Annotated in this window: 16 protein-coding genes; 11 read left to right on the forward strand and 5 right to left on the reverse strand. The window is 72.1% G+C overall.

The annotated features are described in order from the left end of the window. Positions 1 to 74: 74 nt before the first annotated feature. Complete coding sequence (gene glgX / locus ABWV20_RS02270; RefSeq protein WP_502901745.1) at positions 75 to 2,198, reverse strand: glycogen debranching protein GlgX; 2,124 nt, start codon at positions 2,196 to 2,198, stop codon at positions 75 to 77. 136 nt (positions 2,199 to 2,334) lie between these two features. Here glgX and ABWV20_RS02275 point away from each other — a divergent pair, with 136 nt between their 5' ends. The 5 genes from ABWV20_RS02275 to ABWV20_RS02295 all read left to right on the forward strand — a co-directional run bounded on the left by ABWV20_RS02275 (position 2,335) and on the right by ABWV20_RS02295 (position 5,989). Continuing rightward, positions 2,335 to 2,847, forward strand: a complete 513-nt coding sequence (locus tag ABWV20_RS02275; RefSeq protein ID WP_353353121.1) for a T3SS (YopN, CesT) and YbjN peptide-binding chaperone 1 — start codon at positions 2,335 to 2,337, stop codon at positions 2,845 to 2,847. After that, positions 2,847 to 3,626: an enoyl-CoA hydratase/isomerase family protein gene (locus ABWV20_RS02280; RefSeq protein ID WP_353353122.1), complete on the forward strand. Its 780-nt coding sequence runs from the start codon at positions 2,847 to 2,849 to the stop codon at positions 3,624 to 3,626. Before ABWV20_RS02275 ends, ABWV20_RS02280 begins: the two co-directional genes overlap by 1 nt. Further along, positions 3,623 to 4,024 (forward strand): YqfO family protein, encoded by a 402-nt coding sequence (locus ABWV20_RS02285; protein WP_353353123.1) that lies wholly within the window; start codon positions 3,623 to 3,625, stop codon positions 4,022 to 4,024. The genes ABWV20_RS02280 and ABWV20_RS02285 overlap by 4 nt, the downstream gene beginning before the upstream one ends. Positions 4,025 to 4,207: 183 nt before the next feature. Then, positions 4,208 to 4,999 carry an electron transfer flavoprotein subunit beta/FixA family protein gene (locus ABWV20_RS02290; RefSeq protein ID WP_353353124.1) on the forward strand — a complete coding sequence of 264 codons (792 nt, stop codon included), beginning with the start codon at positions 4,208 to 4,210 and terminating at the stop codon, positions 4,997 to 4,999. Positions 5,000 to 5,029: 30 nt separating this feature from the next. After that, a complete protein-coding gene (locus ABWV20_RS02295; protein WP_353353126.1) occupies positions 5,030 to 5,989 on the forward strand; it encodes an electron transfer flavoprotein subunit alpha/FixB family protein in 960 nt (319 codons plus the stop codon). A 97-nt stretch (positions 5,990 to 6,086) separates the two neighbouring features. On the opposite strand, the gene ABWV20_RS02300 is transcribed toward ABWV20_RS02295, so the two are convergent. Together ABWV20_RS02300 and ABWV20_RS02305 are read right to left on the reverse strand one after the other, a co-directional pair. After that, a complete protein-coding gene (locus tag ABWV20_RS02300) occupies positions 6,087 to 6,545 on the reverse strand; it encodes a hypothetical protein (protein WP_353353127.1) in 459 nt (152 codons plus the stop codon). 67 nt (positions 6,546 to 6,612) lie between these two features. Beyond that, on the reverse strand, positions 6,613 to 6,759 hold the full coding sequence (locus ABWV20_RS02305; RefSeq protein WP_353353128.1) for a hypothetical protein: 147 nt from the start codon (positions 6,757 to 6,759) through the stop codon (positions 6,613 to 6,615). A gap of 22 nt (positions 6,760 to 6,781) precedes the next feature. On the opposite strand from ABWV20_RS02305, the gene ABWV20_RS02310 reads away from it, so the two are divergent. Together ABWV20_RS02310 and mnmA are read left to right on the forward strand one after the other, a co-directional pair. Further along, on the forward strand, positions 6,782 to 7,969 hold the full coding sequence (locus ABWV20_RS02310) for a cysteine desulfurase family protein (RefSeq protein WP_353353129.1): 1,188 nt from the start codon (positions 6,782 to 6,784) through the stop codon (positions 7,967 to 7,969). Beyond that, on the forward strand, positions 7,966 to 9,069 hold the full coding sequence (gene mnmA / locus ABWV20_RS02315; protein WP_353353130.1) for a tRNA 2-thiouridine(34) synthase MnmA: 1,104 nt from the start codon (positions 7,966 to 7,968) through the stop codon (positions 9,067 to 9,069). The genes ABWV20_RS02310 and mnmA overlap by 4 nt, the downstream gene beginning before the upstream one ends. Before the next feature lie 94 nt (positions 9,070 to 9,163). On the opposite strand, the gene ABWV20_RS02320 is transcribed toward mnmA, so the two are convergent. Then, positions 9,164 to 10,069, reverse strand: coding sequence for a GNAT family N-acetyltransferase (locus ABWV20_RS02320; protein WP_353353131.1), 906 nt, complete (start codon positions 10,067 to 10,069; stop codon positions 9,164 to 9,166). 80 nt (positions 10,070 to 10,149) lie between these two features. Here ABWV20_RS02320 and ABWV20_RS02325 point away from each other — a divergent pair, with 80 nt between their 5' ends. The 4 genes from ABWV20_RS02325 to ABWV20_RS02340 all read left to right on the forward strand — a co-directional run bounded on the left by ABWV20_RS02325 (position 10,150) and on the right by ABWV20_RS02340 (position 15,078). Next, entirely contained in the window at positions 10,150 to 11,127 is a 978-nt protein-coding gene (locus ABWV20_RS02325) for a uroporphyrinogen decarboxylase/cobalamine-independent methonine synthase family protein (protein ID WP_353353132.1), read from the forward strand. Between the two features lie 192 nt (positions 11,128 to 11,319). Continuing rightward, entirely contained in the window at positions 11,320 to 12,648 is a 1,329-nt protein-coding gene (locus ABWV20_RS02330) for an acyl-CoA dehydrogenase family protein (RefSeq protein ID WP_353353133.1), read from the forward strand. Between the two features lie 77 nt (positions 12,649 to 12,725). Further along, on the forward strand, positions 12,726 to 13,979 hold the full coding sequence (locus ABWV20_RS02335) for an acyl-CoA dehydrogenase family protein (protein ID WP_353353134.1): 1,254 nt from the start codon (positions 12,726 to 12,728) through the stop codon (positions 13,977 to 13,979). A 43-nt stretch (positions 13,980 to 14,022) separates the two neighbouring features. Beyond that, a complete protein-coding gene (locus ABWV20_RS02340; protein WP_353353135.1) occupies positions 14,023 to 15,078 on the forward strand; it encodes a DMT family transporter in 1,056 nt (351 codons plus the stop codon). Positions 15,079 to 15,102: 24 nt separating this feature from the next. On the opposite strand, the gene ABWV20_RS02345 is transcribed toward ABWV20_RS02340, so the two are convergent. Next, positions 15,103 to 16,344 (reverse strand): L,D-transpeptidase, encoded by a 1,242-nt coding sequence (locus ABWV20_RS02345; protein ID WP_353353136.1) that lies wholly within the window; start codon positions 16,342 to 16,344, stop codon positions 15,103 to 15,105. Positions 16,345 to 16,395 lie beyond the last annotated feature (51 nt).

Below are 16,395 nucleotides of genomic sequence, written 5' to 3' on the forward strand. Positions count from 1 at the left end.
CACCGCGTACTCCCATCGAGAGAGCAGTTCGCGACGGACCGTGTCGCGAACTGCTCTCTCGATGGGCACGTGGGCTAGCTCGGGTCGACCGCTCGCCAGACTCGCATCGACGACGCGGCCATCGTCACCTCTGACCCAGCGGCCAGCCGCGGACCCCTCGGACCCGGGCGCTCCTCGGCGCTGTCCCAGAGCAGCTCGTACGCCGCGGCTCCCGGCGCGGTCGGGAGCGTCACCTCGGCCAACCACGCGCTGCCGTTGAGCGACAACAGAACCGACTCGTGGCCCACGACGCTCCCGTTGAACAGTGCCTGGAGGGTGTCGACGGCAGGGCCGTCCCAGCGCCGACCCATCTCCTGCCCGTCCCCGCCGAACCAGGCCAGGTCGGTCGACCCATCCCGGTGCACCTGCCGGCCCGAGAAGAAGCGACGCTGGCGAAGGACCGGGTGCTGTCGCCGCAGCGCGACCAGGTGCCGGACCGTCTCGAGCAGGTCGCCCTGCCACGGCTCCAGCTCCCATGACGTCCAGGAGATCTCGTTGTCCTGGCAGTAGGGGTTGTTGTTGCCGCGCTGGGTCCGGCCGACCTCGTCGCCGGCGTTGATCATCGGCACGCCGCTCGAGAGCAGGAGGGTGCCCATGAGGTTGCGCATCGACCGGCGCCGGGTCGCCCCGACGGTGTCGTCGTCCGTGGGCCCCTCGACGCCGTGGTTCCAGGACCGGTTGTCACCCGACCCGTCCGCGCCGCCCTGGCCGTTGGCCTCGTTGTGCTTGACGTCGTAGGCGGTGAGGTCGGCCAGGGTGAACCCGTCATGAGCCGTGACGAAGTTGATCGAGGCGATGGTGCCGCGGTCGCGCACGCCGAAGAGGTCCTGCGAGCCGGCGAGTCGGGTGGCGAGGTCGCGGACACCGTGGCCGGTCTCGCCGGCCGAGGACGCAGCCAGGTCCCGCAGCCAGAAGGTGCGGACACTGTCACGGAAACGGTCGTTCCACTCGGAGAACGGTGGCGGGAACTGGCCGGTGCGCCACCCGTGCAGTCCCACGTCCCACGGCTCCGCGATGAGCTTGACGCGGGAGAGGACCGGGTCGGCCCGCAATGCCACGAGGAACGGGTGCGTGGGGTCGTAGGCGTCGTCCCGACCTCGTGCCAGGGCCACGGCGAGGTCGAACCGGAACCCGTCGACGTGACACTCCTCCACCCAGTAGCGAAGCGAGTCGAGGACCATGGCCACGACGATGGGGTGGGTCAGGTCGAGGGTGTTGCCACACCCGGTGACGTCGATGTCCTGCCCTCTCGCGTCGAGGCGGTAGTACGCGCGGGCGTCGAGTCCTCGCCAGGACAGGGTCATCCGGTCCTGGGACTGCTCGGCGGTGTGGTTGTAGACGACGTCGAGGATGACCTCGATGCCGGCGGCGTGGAGCAGCTTGACCATGCCCTTGAACTCGTCGACGACTCCCTGCGGGTCGTCGGTGGCGGCGTATCCGGCGTGCGGCGCGAAGAAGCCGAGGGTGTTGTAGCCCCAGTGGTTGGTCAGCCCGCGGACGACGAGCTCGGGCTCGTGGGTGAAGGCGTGGACCGGCAACAGCTCGACGGCAGTGACGCCGAGGCCCGACAGGTGCTCGATGAAGGCGGGGTGCGCGAGCCCGGCGTAGGTGCCCCGCAGCCGCTCCGGGATGCCGGGGTGGAGGGCGGTCGCATTCTTGACGTGGACCTCGTAGAGCACCGAGTCGGTCAGGGAGCGTCGGGGCGGGTGGTCGTCGCCCCAGTCGAAGGCGTCGTCGACGACGACGCAGCGAGGCAGGTATGCCGCTGAGTTGCGTCCGTCGGGCACCGTCAGGTCACCCGTGAGGTCGGGTCCCACGTGGTGGGCGAAGAGCGCCGGGTCCAGGGTCACGTCCCCCTCGATGGCTCGCGCGTACGGGTCCAGGAGGAGCTTCGCGTCGTTGTAGCGCTGGGCCCGGCCCGGGTCCCAGGGCCCGGTGGCGCGGAAGGCGTAGCGCTGGCCCGCCCCGACACCCGGCACGACGTCGAACCACATCCCGTGCGCCCGATGACCGAGCGGGACCCGCCGCTCCGTCTCGTGGCCCGTCGCGTCGCGGTCGAAGAGGCACACCTCCACGCCGGTCGCGTGCCCGGCGTAGACGCAGAACTCTGCGCCGCCGGCGGTGAGGCGCGCGCCCGGCAGGGGAGGGACGTCGGGCATTCCGGGGGGAGGTGGCGGCACGGGGATCAGCCTAGAGCGGGGGCGAGCGGGGTCGCGCGACCCAGCCCAGCGGCATACGACCCTTTGGTGGCTGCCTCCATGTGACTCGACCTGCGTCGCTCGTTACGGTGGGCCCATGACCGATCCGACTTCGCTGCCCAACTTCCAGCCGCACGTGCCAGCGGGCCCGCCGAACGGCGCCGGCAAGAGCGAGACGCCCGTGCGCGACCGCATCCTCGCCGCGCTGGCTGAGCTCGGGGTGGAGGCCAAGGTGGACAAGGACGGGGACCTCGAGTTCACCGTCAACGACCAGACCCTCTTCGCGCGCGTCGCCGAGGGTGAGATCCCGCTCGTGCGCTTCTTCGGCCAGTGGCAGCTGCAGGAGCCGGTGTCACCCGACCGCAACGAGCGGCTGGCCCGCTGCAACGACATGACCCTGCAGCTCAACGTCGTCAAGATGTGCCTGGTCCAGGAGAGCCTCGTCGTCTCCGCCGAGCACGTCGTCCCCGAGTGGGCCGACCTCAAGCTGCTCACGCCGCTGTCGATCAACCACATCCTCCAGGCGGTCCAGTTCTTCTTCCAGTCGTGGCTGCCGGCCGACGACCAGCCGCTCCCCGGTGCGGACGGCGCGCAGCAGGGTGGCCAGTGATGGGCGAGTTCGTCCGGCTCGAGGTGGAGGACGGCATCGGCACGATCCGGCTCGACCGGCCGAAGATGAACGCCCTCAACGTCCGGGTGCAGGAGGAGATCCGCGAGGCGGCCCTCGAGGCGACCACCCGTGAGGACGTCAAGGCGGTCATCGTCTACGGCGGCGAGAGGGTCTTCGCGGCCGGGGCGGACATCAAGGAGATGCAGACCATGTCCTACACCGACATGGTCGACCGGTCCGGCGCGCTCCAGTCCTCGATCACCGCCGTGGCCCGGATCCCCAAGCCGGTCATCGCCGCGATCACCGGCTACGCCCTCGGCGGCGGGTGCGAGCTCGCGCTGGCCTGCGACTTCCGCATCGTGGCCGACGACGCCAAGCTCGGCCAGCCAGAGATCCTGCTCGGCATCATCCCGGGCGCCGGTGGCACCCAGCGGCTCTCGCGCCTCGTCGGGCCCGCGAAGGCCAAGGACATCATCTTCAGCGGCCGGTTCCTCGACGCGCAGGAGTCGCTCGCCATCGGCCTGGCCGACCGGGTCGTCCCCGCCGCCGACGTCTACAGCGCGGCTCGCGAGTGGGCCGGTCAGTACGTCGGTGCGGCCACGTACGCGGTCCGGGCGGCCAAGGAGGCCGTCGACCGGGGCGTCGAGGTGGACCTGGAGACGGGGCTGGAGATCGAGCGGATGCTCTTCGCAGGGCTCTTCGCCACCCGCGATCGCGAGATCGGGATGGCGTCCTTCGTGGAGCAGGGACCGGGCAAGGCGATCTTCGAGGGCAAGTGACCTCGGATCGAGAGAGCAGCTCACGACAGCCGGACCGGGCCGAGCCTGGCGCTGACGTGTCGCGGGCTGCCCTCTCGCTCGACGTCCTCGTCTTCTACTCGCCCGTCGAGTCGACCGAGCAGGTCCTCGCGGCGGTTTTCGCGGCGGGCGCGGGAGCGATCGGTGACTACACCGAGTGCGCCTGGTTCACGGTGGGCACCGGTCAGTTCCGGCCCGGTCCCGGCGCCGCCCCCGCCATCGGGTCGGTCGGCGCCCTCGAGCGGCTTCCGGAACACCGGGTCGAGGTGACCCTGCCGCGGGCATCCCGCCGGCAGGTCGTCGCGGCCCTGCGTCGGGCCCACCCCTACGAGGAGCCGGCCTTCCACATCATCGAGGCCGCCGCTCCCGACCTGCCCTGAGGCCGCAGCCCTCCCACCGCGGCCGGCTTCGTGAGCCAGCCCACGGGTGGTGAGTGTCACGCCCGGGCGGTGCTGGGTATGCGAGCGCTCAGTGACAAGATGGACGGCAATGCCGGGGCGGGCCTCCGGACATCATCCGAGCACCCCCGCTCACCCACCAGCTACGGAAGAGGACGTTCACCCATGAACATCGTCGTCTGTGTCAAATACGTGCCTGACGCGCAGGCGGACCGCACGTTCAACGCATCTGACAACACGACTGACCGCGAGAACGTCGACGGCCTGCTGTCTGAGCTCGACGAGTACGCCGTCGAGGAAGCCCTCAAGATCGTCGAGGCCGGAGAGGGCGAGGTGACGGTCGTCACCGTCGGTCCGGACCGGGCCGCCGACGCGATCAAGAAGGCTCTTCAGATGGGCGCCCACAAGGGCGTGCACATCAAGGACGACGCGATCCACGGGTCCGACGCGCCGGCCACCTCGCTCGTGCTCGCGGAGGCCATCAAGAAGCTCACGGCCGACGCGCCCGCGGACCTCGTCATCACCGGGATGGCGTCCACGGACGGCACCATGGGTGTCGTCCCGGCGATGCTCGCCGAGCGCCTCGGCCTCCCGGCGGTGACCTACGCCGCGGAGCTCACGGTCGAGGGTGGCAAGGCGACGATCCGCCGCGACGGCGACGTGTCGACGCAGACCATCGAGGCCACCCTCCCGGCCCTCGTCTCGGTCACTGACCAGATCAACGAGCCGCGCTACCCGTCGTTCAAGGGGATCATGGCCGCGAAGAAGAAGCCGGTCGAGCAGTGGAGCCTCGCGGACCTCGGGATCGACGCAGGCCAGGTCGGCCTCGACGCCGCGTGGACCCGCGTCGACTCCTTCGCCGCTCGTCCGCCTCGCCAGCAGGGCACCATCGTCACCGACGAGGGTGACGGCGGGCAAAAGCTCGCGGCGTTCCTCGCCGAGCGCAAGTTCATCTGATCGCAGCAGCCGTTAGAAGGAGACATAGCAATGGCTGAAGTTCTCGTGCTCGTCGACCACGTCGACGGCAAGGTCCGCAAGACCACGTCCGAGCTGCTGACGATCGCCCGCCGCCTCGGCGAGCCGTCGGCCGTGTTCATCGGCTCCGGTTTCGACGCCGCGAAGGAGACGCTGGCGAAGTACGGCGCCGCCAAGGTCTACCGCGTCGAGTCGGACGAGGTGCTCTCTCACCTCATCGTCCCGCAGGCCGAGGTCCTCGCCCAGCTCGTCGGGTCGGCCTCGCCCGCGGCGGTCCTGCTGCCCTCGAACACCGAGGGCAAGGAGATCGCAGCGCGCCTCGCGATCAAGACCGACTCGGGCCTGATCACCGACGCGGTCGACGTCAAGCCCGGCGAGGGCGGTGGCGTCTCGACGACGCAGTCCGTCTTCGCGGGCTCCTACACGGTCGAGGCGACCGTCACCAAGGGCACCCCGGTCGTCACCGTGAAGCCGAACTCTGCCGCGCCGGAGGAGGCTCCCGCGGCCGCCGCCGACGAGGTCGTGGACTTCACGCCGTCCGAGGCCGCGCGCGCCGCCCGGATCACGGAGTCCAAGGAGAAGCAGGCGACGGGTCGTCCCGAGCTGACCGAGGCGGCGATCGTCGTGTCCGGTGGCCGGGGCACCGGCGGTGACTTCTCGCCCGTCGAGGCGTTCGCCGACTCCCTCGGCGCTGCTGTCGGCGCCTCGCGTGCGGCCGTGGACGCCGGCTGGTACCCGCACACCTCGCAGGTCGGCCAGACCGGCAAGCAGGTCAGCCCCCAGCTCTACGTCGCATGCGGGATCTCCGGTGCCATCCAGCACCGCGCCGGCATGCAGACCTCGAAGACGATCGTCGCGGTCAACAAGGACAACGAGGCCCCGATCTTCGAGCTCGTCGACTTCGGTGTCGTGGGTGACCTCTTCCAGGTGCTGCCGCAGGCCACCGAGGCGGTCAAGGCCGCCAAGGGCTGAGCCCCGCCACATCGCGCAGGGCCCCCGACCCAGTGGTCGGGGGCCCTTCCGTCGTGGCGAGGGTCGACGCGGCCGTATGCCGCTGGGCCGGCTCGCGCTACGCCGCCGCCTGGTCGTCCGGCTGAGCTCGGGGAGCCGTGCGCACCCAGCTGCGCAGCTCCTCGCGGTTGCGGGCGTAGGTCCTCGAGGCCGTGCCCAGCGTCCACCACGGCGCGCGCAGGGACTCGGCGGGAGAGCGGGTAGGACGGGTGCGACCGTGGTGCCACTCGATGCGACCGCTCTCCGGGACCCGGCGCACGTCGGAGCGTCCGATCGTCGACGAGACGAGCGTGTTGTGGATCCGCATCGACTCGTCCTCCAGCTCGATGCGTGCGGCCCACGCCCGGTAGCCGAGCAGCACGGCCACGACGAGGCAGACCGCGTAGACCGGACGCTCGGGAAGGGTCAGGAGCTCGAGCAGGAGACGCGCCACGAAGTAGCCGATCACCGGGCTCGCCAGGGCGGCGACGGCACGGTGGACGGCCGGCGCTCTGAGGGTGCGGTTGGCATACCTCATGCGCCCGATCATAGGCAGACCGGCTCGCGACGACAGCGACCGCCGCGCGTGCTGTGGACGAGCGCTGTCAGGGCTCGCGCTTGCCGAACGACCCGGCGGCCAGCACCTGTCCGGTCCGGCGCCTGCCCGTCCCGCCGAGCCAGCCACGTCGGGCCAGCGGGGGGACCCGGTGAGCGGGCCCAGCGGCATACGGCCGTCGTTTCTGTCGCGGCAACCAGCCAACCTAGAATCGGTGGGTGACTGCCTACCTCGACCATGCGGCGACGACGCCGATGCTCCCCGTCGCCGTCACGGCGATGACCGAGCAGCTGACTCAGGTCGGCAACGCGTCGTCCCTGCACCGCACGGGTCGCGCGGCGCGCCGGGTGGTCGAGGAGTCGCGGGAGAAGATCGCCAAGGCGATCGGCGCGCGGCCGTCGGAGATCCTCTTCACCTCAGGCGGCACGGAGTCGGACAACCTCGCCGTCAAGGGCACCTTCTGGGCCCGCCGGGACGCGGACCCGGCGCGCACCCGCCTCGTCGTCAGTGCGATCGAGCACCACGCCGTCCTCGACTGCGTGGAGTTCCTCGTCCGGCACGAGGGCGCGAAGGTGACGTGGGTCGAGCCGACTGCAGAGGGCTTCGTCGAGCCCCAGTCGGTACGACGCGCCATCGAGGAGGACCCGGGATCCGTGGCGCTCGTCTCGGTCATGTGGGCCAACAACGAGGTGGGCACGATCCAGGATGTCCGCTCCATCGCCGAGGTCGCCCACGAGTTCGCGATCCCGTTCCACACCGACGCCATCCAGGCAGTGGGACACGTCCCGGTGGACTTCGAGGCGAGCGGCGCCGACCTGCTCTCCGTGACCGCGCACAAGCTCGGCGGTCCGATCGGTGTCGGCGCGCTCGTCGCCCGCCGCGACGTCCGGCTCGTGCCCTTGTCGCACGGTGGCGGCCAGGAGCGGCAGCTGCGCTCAGGGACCCTCGACGCGCCGGCGATCCGGGCCTTCGCGGCCGCCGTGGTCGCCTCGACGGAGACCCTCGATTCCGAGGTGCCTCGCCTGACCAACCTGCGCGACCAGCTCATCGAGCGAGCCACCGGCCTCGGCCTGGGCATCCGCCCCGGCGGTCACTGGGCGGCGGGCGACCACGAGCGCCGCCTCCCGGGCAACGCACACCTGCTCATCGAGGGCTGCGACGGAGACTCGCTGCTCTACCTGCTCGACGCCGCCGGTGTGTCCTGCTCGACCGGCTCCGCCTGCCAGGCGGGCGTCCCACAGCCGAGCCACGTCCTGCTCGCCATGGGCATCTCCGAGCGGGACGCCCGCGGCGCCCTGCGCCTCTCGCTCGGCCACACCTCGACCCCGTCCGATGTCGACGCGGTCATCGACGCCCTTCCCGGCGCGGTCGAGCGGGCCCGTCGCGCACGGAGGGCGACGTCGTGAGGGTCGTGGCCGCGATGAGCGGGGGAGTGGACTCGGCCGTCGCCGCCGCCCGCATGGTCGACGCCGGCCATGACGTCGTGGGCGTGCACCTGGCGCTCTCGCAGAGCGCGGCGACGCTGCGGGAGTCGGCCCGGGGCTGCTGCACCATCGAGGACTCCGGAGATGCCCGGCGGGTCGCGGACGTGCTCGGCATCCCCTTCTACGTGTGGGACATGGCCGAGCGGTTCCGGCGCGACGTCGTCGAGGACTTCACGGCCGAGTACGCCCGCGGCCGCACACCCAACCCGTGCCTGCGGTGCAACGAGAAGATCAAGTTCTCCGCCCTGCTCGACAAGGCCCTGGCGCTGGGCTTCGATGCGGTGGCCACGGGCCACTACGCGCAGGTCGTCGAGACCGCGGACCGCGCCGGCGGGGTCCGGCGAGAGCTGCACCGGGCCGTCGACGCGGCCAAGGACCAGAGCTACGTCCTCGGCGTCCTCGACGCGGAGCAGCTGGCGCACGCCTTCTTCCCCCTGGGCGACACGACGAAGCCGCAGATCCGCGAGGAGGCCGCGGCCCGCGGCTTCTACGTCGCGCAGAAGCCCGACAGCCACGACATCTGCTTCATCCCCGACGGCGACACCCGGGCCTGGCTCGGCAGGGCACTCGGCGAGGCTCCCGGCGACATCGTCGACACCGACGGCACGGTGCTGGGCCGGCACGCGGGGGCGTTTGCCTACACCGTCGGGCAGCGCAAGGGCCTCGGGCTGAGCCGGCCGGCGCCCGACGGGGAGCCCCGCTACGTCGTCGAGGTGCGGACCGAGACCAACCAGGTCGTCGTCGGCACGTCGGACCTGCTCGGTGTCAACGCGATCACCGGCGACCACGCGCGCTGGTGCGGTCCCGCGCCCGAGGGTGTGGTCCGCGTCGGTGCCCAGGTCCGGGCCCACGGGGCGGAGGTCCCCGGCGCCGCCTGGGCCGACGGCGACCGGGTCGAGGTGCGCCTCGACGAGCGCATCCGGGGTGTGGCCCCTGGCCAGTCGGTCGTGCTCTACGACGGGACAAGGGTCGTGGGGTCGGCGACGATCGCCGCCGCCCGCCTCGAGCGCAGCGGCACCTGACCACACCCGACCGCCCGGCGAGCCCCGCGGCACACGGCCTCGAGTGGCCCCGCCATCCACAGGGGATGCCGGCTCGATCGGCCGGGGCTGACGGTCAGTCCATGGACCTCGTCCACGTCACCGTCCGGGCCACCGGGCGGAAGCCCAGCCGCTGGTAGAGGCGCCGCGGACCCGGGTGGTCGGCGTCGCCCCGCGGGCTCACCAGCCCCGTGTGTGCGCCGAGGGCGCGGGCGCGGTGCAGCGCCGCCAGGGTGACGGCTCCCGCCAGCCCGCGGCCCCGGTGCGGGGGCACGCACCCGACCGGCTCGACGAGCGCGACGCCGGTCGCGTCGTCCAGCCAGACGATCACCGAGGCCACGAGGTGGCCGGCGGCGTCGGCGGCGACCCAGTCGAGGTCACGGCGATAGGGCCAGGCGTGGCAGACCTGCTCGTAGGCGTGCGTGGTGACTCGGGAGGGCCCGACGTCCGACCAGGCGGCTCGGTGGACCTCCGCCCGCGCGTCGGCCTCGTGCGGCCCGACCGGCCGCAGGGAGTACCCGGGGACGTGGGGCACCGGAGGCAGCTCGCTCAGGTGGAGCAGGTGGTGCGTGAAGTGCCACGCGTCCGGCTCCGGCCGGAAGCCGGCCTCCTCGAGGACCGGCTCGGACAGGTCTCCCTCCATCACGAGCGCAGACTGCCGGGGGGCGTCACTCCAGTCCTCGAACCACTCGATGATCTCGGTCGAGACCGTGCTGGCGGTCCCGGGGTGACGAGGGTCGAGCTGCAGCTCCAGCCAGTCGGGCGCCTCCGCCCAGGCGAAGCCGGCGACCTCGCCGTCGACCCGCCAGAGCGAGATCGCCTCACCGGGTCCGGGTCGACTCGGGTCGACCGGCTGGGAGTAGCGGTTCCACGCGAGCTGGCCCGGGTGGAACCGGGCGTTCGGCGACCAGACCCGGGAGCACATCGCCTGCATCGCACGCAGGTCGCCGGGGCCGGAGAAGTCGCTCCGCGTCGTCGGCACGCGGCCACCCTAACGACGTTGCTCCCTCAACACGCCCACCAGGTGACCGAGCGAGCCCGGGCGGGCCTAGGGTGGGGCGCGTGACTCAGGCAACCGGGATCGGCTCGTGGCCGGGGACGTCGGTGCGCGACGCGCTGGCCCAGGTGGGTGAGCTCCTCGACGGTCACCTGCCCTACCTGCCCGAGCTGCCCGCCCGGGGGCCGGGCGCGGACCTCATCGGCCGCTCGGCGGGCCTGCTCGTCGAGCTCCCCGTCGACCTCCAGCCGACCGGATGGCGCCTCGTCGACCGGCCCGGCCAGGACGCCGGCCGCACCTCGGCCCTGATGCGAGAGGACCTCGACGAGCTGGCGGAGGCGTTCGACGCCTACACCGGTCCGCTCAAGCTGCAGGTGGCCGGACCCTGGACCCTCGCCGCCTCGCTCTGGCTGCCGCGCGGCGAGCGGGCCATCGTCGACCAAGGGGCGTGCCGTGACCTCGTCGACTCCCTCGCTGAGGGCGTGCGGTCCCACGTCGCGACGGTGCGACGGCTCATCCCGGGAGCGGCGATCACGCTCCAGGTCGACGAGCCCTCGCTCGCGACGGTGCTCGCCGGACGGCTGCCCACGGCGTCGGGCTTCGGGAGGCTGCCCTCGCTCGACCCCCACGTCGCGGCAGCCGGCCTGAAGGCGGTGCTCGCCGCCCACGACGGCGACACCGTCATCCACGCCTGCAGCGCCAACCCGCCGGTGCCCCTCCTGCGCGCCGCCGGACCGCGCGCCCTGTCGCTCGACACGGCCCAGCTCGGACCCCGCGGCTGGGAGGGTGTCGCCGTCGCCGTCGAGGACGGCATCCGGCTCTTCGCCGGCATCGTCCCGACGGACGGGTCCGACACGAGAGCGGTCGAGCTAGCCGGCCGGTTCGTCGAGGCGTGGACGAGGGTCGGTATGCCGCTGGGCTCGCTCACCGACGTCGTCGTGACCCCCACGTGTGGCCTGGCTGGGGCGCCCCCCGACACGGCGCGCGCCATCCAGCGCGCCGCGGTCGACGCGGCTGGCGAGCTCGCCCAGCGCGCTGCCTGACCGCCGAGCTCTCGGTGAAGCTTGGTGGCACTCGGTGCCGCTCGGTGCCGCTCCGTGGCGCTCCGTGGCGCTCCGTGACGGTCGGTGGCGCTGTGGGGGTGGGCCACTCCAGGGCCGTAACCTACTCGGCGTAAGATCGTTGTAGCGGGTGACGTCCACCGCCGCGAACCTCGAGCCGAAGGAACCTCCTCCATGGCCCTCAACGCCCTCAACCTCGCCGACCGGGGACAGCGAATCGGGCTGCGACTGATCACCCGCGCCGGGTCGCTGCCCCTGCTGCACAACCCGGAGGTCCGCCGGACCGTCGAGCACCTGCTCTACCGCGGGAGCAAGGGCGCGTTCGTCGCCCTCGACCGCGCCACCAGGCGGTCCTTCCCCGCCCGGTCCGGGAGCGGAGCCGCGAAGCGGACCACGGCGGCGGCACCGCGGCGGGAGTTCGACCTCACGCCGTCGGAGGACCAGGACATGATCCGCTCGGCCGCTGCGGGACTGGCCGACGACGTGATCCGACCGGCCGCCGCGCAGGCCGACGCCGACCGGTCGGTGCCCGAGGAGGTGCGCCGCGCCGCCGCAGACCTCGGCCTCCCGCTCATCGGGGTCCCCACCGACCTCGGAGGCATCGCCGAGGAGCGCTCGGCCGTCACCACGGTCCTCGTGCTCGAGGAGCTCGCCCGCGGTGATCTCGGCATCGCCACGGCCCTGATGGCTCCCGCAGCAGTGGCGACGGCGCTGGCCAACTACGGCTCGAGCGCGCAGCAGGCCACCTACCTGCCGGCCTTCACCGGGGACGGGCTCCCGGCCGGCGCGAGCCTGGCCCTGATGGAGGAGGGCCCGCTGTTCGACCCGCTCTCGCCGAGCACCACCGCGACGAGCCGTGGCGGCGACCTCGTGCTCAACGGCCGCAAGACCCTTGTCGTCGGGGCCGCCGAGGCCGACCTCCTCGTCGTCTCCGCCCTCGTTGACGGCGAGCCCCGGCTCGTCCTGGTCGAGGCGGGCACGCGCGGCGTGTCGGTGGCCGACGACCCGGCGATGGGGATCCGGGCGGCACGGACCGGGCGCATCGACCTGGACGACGTCGTCGTCCCGGCCACCCACCTGCTCGGCACGACCGACGACCATCTCGACGCGGTCCGGCGGGCCCGCCTCGCATGGGCCGCCGCCGCGTGCGGCACGGCGCAGGCCGCCGTCGACCAGCTCGTGCCCTACGTGACGACCCGACACGCCTTCGGCGAGCCGATCGCGCGGCGCCAGGCCGTGGCCTTCGGCGTCGCCGACGTCGCCATCGAGCTCGCCGGGCTGCGCCTCGTCGTGTGGCGTGCCGCCGCCCGCCTCGACCAGGGCAAGGACGCGTCGCGTCTGATCGCCAACGCGCGCCAGCTGACCGCCAGGCACGGAGCGCAGATCGGGTCGCAGGCCGTCCAGTTCCTCGGCGGCCACGGGTTCGTCAAGGAGTTCGACAACGAGCGCTGGTACCGCGACCTGCGCGGCGCAGGCGTCCTCGAGGGAGTGCTGCTCGTCTGAGCGCACGCCCGGCCACCCACCCGGGCGCAGCCAGCAGCGAGAGCCAGCCCAGCGGCATACGACAAGGAGTCCCAGCCATGATCAACCTCGAGGTCCCCCGCAAGTTTCTCCCCCTGATCAGCCAGACCCGCGGCTTCGCCGAGGAGGTGATGCGCCCGATCTCGCGCAAGTACGACCGGGCCGAGCACAGCTACCCGGTCGAGCTCGACCTCGTCTCGGCCGTGATCGACGGCCTGACGGACTCGGGGACCGGTCACGGAGCCGGTGCCGCGGGTGCCACGCGGACCAACGACGCCCCTGCCCAGGTGGCGGGGGTGGGCGCCGGCCGGAAGGAGCCACGGGGCAGCGGGAACCGCAACGGCACCAACCTCTCCTCGGTGCTCTCCGTCATGGAGACCTGCCGCGGCGACGTGGGGCTGGCCCTGTCCATCCCTCGGCAGGGCCTCGGCAACGCCGCCATCGCCGCCGTCGCCAACGACGAGCAGAAGGCCCGCTACGGCAAGCGCTGGGCCGCCATGGCCATCACCGAGCCGGACGCCGGGTCCGACTCAGGCGCCATCCGCACCACCGCGGTCAGGGACGGCGACGACTACGTCCTCAACGGCGAGAAGATCTTCGTCACCGCGGGGGAGCGGGCCGAGCTCGTCGTCGTGTGGGCGACCCTGGACCGCAGCCTCGGCAAGAAGGCCATCAAGTCCTTCGTCGTGGAGCGGTCCAACCCCGGGCTCACGCTCGTCCGCCTCGAGCGCAAGCTCGGCATCCGTTCGTCGGACACGGCGGCCTTCCACCTCGACAGCTGCCGCGTCCCGGCAAGGGACCTGCTCGGTGATCCCGAGATCTCGACGGAGGCGGGCTTCGGCGGCGCCATGGCGACCTTCGACAACACGCGCCCCCTCGTGGCTGCCATGGCCGTCGGGCTGACCCGTGCGTGCCTGGACACGACCACGGAGCTGCTCGGCCGGGCCGGTGTCACGGTCGACTGGGACCGCCCACCGCTCACCCAGAGCGCGGCGGCCGCCCGGCTCGCCGAGCTGGAGGCGGAGTACCAGTCGGCCTACCTGCTCATGATGCGAGCCGCCTGGATGGCCGACAACGGCCGCCCCAACTCGATGGAGGCCTCCATGGCCAAGGCCAAGGCGGGCCGCACCTGCGTCGACGTCGCCCTCGCCTGCGTCGAGCTCGCCGGACCGACCGGCTACGCCGAGACCGAGCTCCTCGAGAAGTGGGCCAGGGACGCCAAGATCCTCGACATCTTCGAGGGCACGCAGCAGATCCAGCTCCTCGTCGTCGCGCGCCGGCTCCTCGGGCTCACCTCCGCCGAGCTGAAGTAGGAGCTCACGAGAGCCGGTCGGCGCGCGTCGCTATCGTGTGCGAGTGACGCGAGAGACGACGACGGTGGGCGGCAGCGCGGCGGCAGGGCGCCAGGGACTCCCGGCGCCCTCGGCGCTCTCGACACGACGGCAGCGCGTGCCGTGGCAGGTGAAGTTCGGGTCGCTCGCCATCATCTGGGGAGCGAGCTTCCTCTTCATGAAGGTCGGGCTCCGGTGGTTCTCACCGGTGCAGATCGCGACCGGCCGCATTCTCCTCGGCGCCGTGACCGTGGTCCTGCTGCTCCACCTCACGGGCGGCCGGCTGCCGCGCTCGTGGACCGTCTGGCGCCACCTGTTCGTCGTCGCGGTCTTCCTCGCCTCGCTGCCCTTCGTCCTCTTCCCGCTCGGCGAGGAGCGAGTCAGCTCGGCGCTCGCGGGCATCGGCAACGCGATCACCCCGATCGCCACGGTCCTCGCGACGATGGCGATGGTCCCCTCCGAGCGGCTGCCGGGGCGGCGCATCCTCGCGATCCTCGTCGGTTTCGTCGGGGTCGGCCTCATCGCGCAGCCGTGGGAGTCGGCCGGCCAGCCGGACCTCGTCGGCTTCGGCCTGACCCTGGTGGCCGGCGCGTCCTACGGCTTCGGGTGGACGTGGGTGCGCAAGTACCTCGCCCACACCGACCTCGGCGGGCTCCAGCTCCCGGCGGCGCTGCTGACCGTGGCGGCCGGCCAGATGCTCGCCGTGCTCGGCGTCTGGTGGGTCTTCCACCGGGACCGTTTCGCGGCCCCCTGGGCGCCCGCTGACGACGCGGTCGGCTCCGGCACCGGACCGGTCCTCTCGCTGCTCGCGCTCGGCATCCTCGGGACGGGTCTGGCCTACCTCTTCCAGTTCGACGTCTTCCGCGCGGTCGGCCAGCAGGTGGGGTCGCTCGTGACCTACCTCATCCCGGTCGTGTCCGTCGGGCTCGGCTATCTCGCGCTGGGGGAGCGGCTCGGTCCTTGGCAGCTCGCCGGGGCGGCGCTGGTCCTCGGCGCCGCAGTCGTCGTCACCCGTCCCACCCGAGACACCCGGCGGGACCGACGCGAGCGAGCCCAGCGGCATCCGGCCCGACCGGCCTGACCGGCCAGCCGGCACGTCGTCGCGTCAGAGCGCGGAGCCCTGCTGCCAGGAGTCCCAGCTGAGGTTCCAGTCGGCGTAGCCGTTGCCCAACGTCATCGGCTTGTCCGAACCCACCGTCTCGACGACGTCGCCGACGCGCATCTGGTCGTAGACCCAGATGGAGTTGGCATCGCTCATGCCGGTGCAGCCGTGGCTGACGTTGTCCTTGCCCTGCTGGCTGACCGACCACGGCGCCGAGTGGAGGAACTCGCCGCTGTGCGTGATGCGCAGGGCGCGCTTGACCTTGACGTCCTCGTAGTAGTCCTTGTCGCCTTCCTTGAGGCCGATCGACTCCGCCTTCATGGTGAAGTTGGTGAACTTCTCCATGATCACCTTGACGCCCGAGCGGGTCTCCCACCCCGGACGGCCGCCGGAGATGGGGATCGTCCGCGCCTTCCGGCCCTCGATGAAGACATCCATCTGGTGCGTGTCGAGGTTCACCTTGGCGACGACCGACCGGCCCACCGTGAAGTCACTGACGACCGACTGCTCGCCCCAGCGCCCACCGCCCGCCGGCACCCCGTTGAGGTTGGCCTCGACGTGGACCTGGGACCCCGGCTTCCAGTAGGTCTTCGGCCGCCAGTGGGCCTCGCGGTCGGACAGCCAGTACCACGACCCGGCCTGTTTGGGCGTCGAGGTCACCTTCATGTGCTTCTCGAAGCCGGCCCTGTCGACGACCGGGAGGTCGAAGGTGACGATGACCGGCATCCCGATCCCGACGGTGCCGCCGTCCGGGTAGACCTTGGTCCAGATCTGGTCGTCGAGGGTGAGGTCGGCGGTCGTGAAGGAGCGTTTGGTGCGTTTGGTCTGGCCGTCCTCGTTCTTGGCGGTCAGCTCGAAGGTGTACTTCACGCCGGGCTCGAGCAGGTCGCTCGACGTCCACGTGCCCGACTCGAGCCACCCGTCGACCGCGACCTCCTCGCCCTTCTTGCTGAGGTAGGAGAGCGTCGCCTCGGTCAACGTGCCGTTCTCCGTCTTGGCGGAGACGCGCGTGTCGACCGAGACCTCCTTCGCGCCGGGGCGCGGCGTGGTGATCCACGTGACGGGCGTGGTCGTCGGCGTCGGCTTGGCCGTCACCGCGGGGGCGCTGGCCCCCGACGACGCCTGTGGGCCGGCCGCGCTCGGCGGCGCGTCGGACGAGCACGCGCTCACCGTGAGCAGGCCGACGACGGCGAGCACGGCGATGATCGCCGCGCGAACAGAACGGATGGTGGCCTTCACGCGCATCTTCCCCTCGGACCTGTCACCGCCTCGACCCCCTGTCGCAGGGTGGCAGGC

It is taken from the genome of Intrasporangium sp. DVR (genome assembly GCF_040365325.1).
Classification (GTDB): domain Bacteria; phylum Actinomycetota; class Actinomycetes; order Actinomycetales; family Dermatophilaceae; genus Intrasporangium.

Coding starts and splice junctions, on each gene's coding strand:
- ABWV20_RS02330 (WP_353353133.1), top strand. CDS start 11,320: ATGGCCCTCAACGCCCTCAACCTCGCCGACCGGGGACAGCGAATCGGG.
- ABWV20_RS02295 (WP_353353126.1), top strand. CDS start 5,030: ATGGCTGAAGTTCTCGTGCTCGTCGACCACGTCGACGGCAAGGTCCGC.
- ABWV20_RS02335 (WP_353353134.1), top strand. CDS start 12,726: ATGATCAACCTCGAGGTCCCCCGCAAGTTTCTCCCCCTGATCAGCCAG.
- ABWV20_RS02280 (WP_353353122.1), top strand. CDS start 2,847: ATGGGCGAGTTCGTCCGGCTCGAGGTGGAGGACGGCATCGGCACGATC.
- ABWV20_RS02290 (WP_353353124.1), top strand. CDS start 4,208: ATGAACATCGTCGTCTGTGTCAAATACGTGCCTGACGCGCAGGCGGAC.
- glgX (WP_502901745.1), bottom strand. CDS start 2,198: ATGCCCGACGTCCCTCCCCTGCCGGGCGCGCGCCTCACCGCCGGCGGC.
- ABWV20_RS02275 (WP_353353121.1), top strand. CDS start 2,335: ATGACCGATCCGACTTCGCTGCCCAACTTCCAGCCGCACGTGCCAGCG.
- ABWV20_RS02345 (WP_353353136.1), bottom strand. CDS start 16,344: ATGCGCGTGAAGGCCACCATCCGTTCTGTTCGCGCGGCGATCATCGCC.
- ABWV20_RS02300 (WP_353353127.1), bottom strand. CDS start 6,545: ATGAGGTATGCCAACCGCACCCTCAGAGCGCCGGCCGTCCACCGTGCC.